Origin of the sequence: Methylosinus sp. R-45379, from assembly GCF_001644125.1 — a bacterium.
GTDB lineage: Bacteria > Pseudomonadota > Alphaproteobacteria > Rhizobiales > Beijerinckiaceae > Methylosinus.
The window spans coordinates 1-1,137 of the sequence record NZ_LUUM01000156.1; the positions used below are offsets into that span (position 1 = coordinate 1).

At 60.9% G+C, this 1,137-nt stretch carries 3 protein-coding genes and 1 pseudogene; all 4 read left to right on the forward strand.

The window, feature by feature from the left end:
* Positions 1-58 precede the first annotated feature (58 nt).
* The 4 genes and pseudogenes from A1351_RS07385 to A1351_RS07395 all read left to right on the forward strand — a co-directional run bounded on the left by A1351_RS07385 (position 59) and on the right by A1351_RS07395 (position 1,081).
* Entirely contained in the window at positions 59-301 is a 243-nt protein-coding gene (locus A1351_RS07385; protein WP_064032658.1) for a hypothetical protein, read from the forward strand.
* A pseudogene (locus A1351_RS26145) lies at positions 298-363 on the forward strand (twin-arginine translocation signal domain-containing protein); the annotation flags it as partial. The gene A1351_RS07385 and the pseudogene A1351_RS26145, both read left to right, overlap by 4 nt.
* 84 nt (positions 364-447) lie before the next feature.
* Positions 448-813 (forward strand): hypothetical protein, encoded by a 366-nt coding sequence (locus A1351_RS07390; protein WP_245291607.1) that lies wholly within the window; start codon positions 448-450, stop codon positions 811-813.
* Complete coding sequence (locus A1351_RS07395; RefSeq protein WP_157096179.1) at positions 806-1,081, forward strand: hypothetical protein; 276 nt, start codon at positions 806-808, stop codon at positions 1,079-1,081. Before A1351_RS07390 ends, A1351_RS07395 begins: the two co-directional genes overlap by 8 nt.
* Positions 1,082-1,137: the final 56 nt, after the last annotated feature.

Sequence of the window (1,137 nt, forward strand, 5' to 3'; positions counted from 1 at the left end):
ACCTTCCGCACCGTCAAATCGAACATAGACGCGCCCTTTTAACTTCAGGACTGAGGACATGAACTTGATTGAGAACGCCCCCGCAGTGACGCTCGAGACGAGATTAAAATACGGCTATGTGACCGTGAAGGAACTTTGCGCACTCAAGCTCTGCGGGCTGACGACGATCTATGCGGATATCAAATCGGGCGCATTGGAGGTTGAGAAACACGGTCGCTCGACGCGCATCCGCGGCCCGGTGGCCGTAGCCTATACGCCAGGGGCTCGCCATCGCCAGGGGATGGCGGAGCAGAGCAAATGAGCAAGGTTTCGAGACGCAGCTTCCTCGGCGCAGCCGCAGCAGCCACAGGAGCTGCGGCGGTTCCGACAGCGACCGCCGCCGAACAGATAGCATTGCGCGCCGGGGCCGCGCCGATCGCGCCGGCCGCCTATCCGTTTCGATGGCGCTTGAGCCTCGATAGGGGCGATTCCTATTCGGAGGAATTCGAAACGAGAGAGCAAGCGGCGGCGGTGGCCCGTGGCTATGGCGGCGCAACCATCGCAGAATGCCAGGAGCAGGACTTCGATCTAACGATCGACTTCGACGATATTCACGAGCTGCTTTATTGTCGAAATGAAACACAGATTGGCGAGGGCGATTTTATCACTTGCACACGTGAGCAAGGCGATGAGCTTGCGCGCGAGATAAACGCCACAATCGACGCATGGACCGAACGGCACCGCATCAATCGCACCGCATGGACTTTCGGCGCAGTTCGCAACGAAGAATATATCAATCCACCGAAAGAGACGGAGGCCTCCGCCAATGGGTGAGGCGAAGCGCAAGGACGCGCGACTTTCTCCCGCCGAGCGGGCAGGGCTTGAGATGACCCACAAGCTCGCCAATGAGGGCAAGCTGCTCGAGGGCGGCGTCGCCGCCTTCGTGCGGGCGGAGAAGATCGCGCTATCGCACCCCGCGCTCGCGACGTTCCGCGACGCCTATATGGCCGGCGCCGAGCATTTATGGACGAGCATCATGATTATCCTCGATCCCGGCGCCGAGCCGACCGATGACGATTTGCGTCGCGCCGAGGCCATCTAGTCCGAGATCGACGCGTGGCGCGAGCGAAAGCTCAGCGATCTCGCCGAAGCCATGCC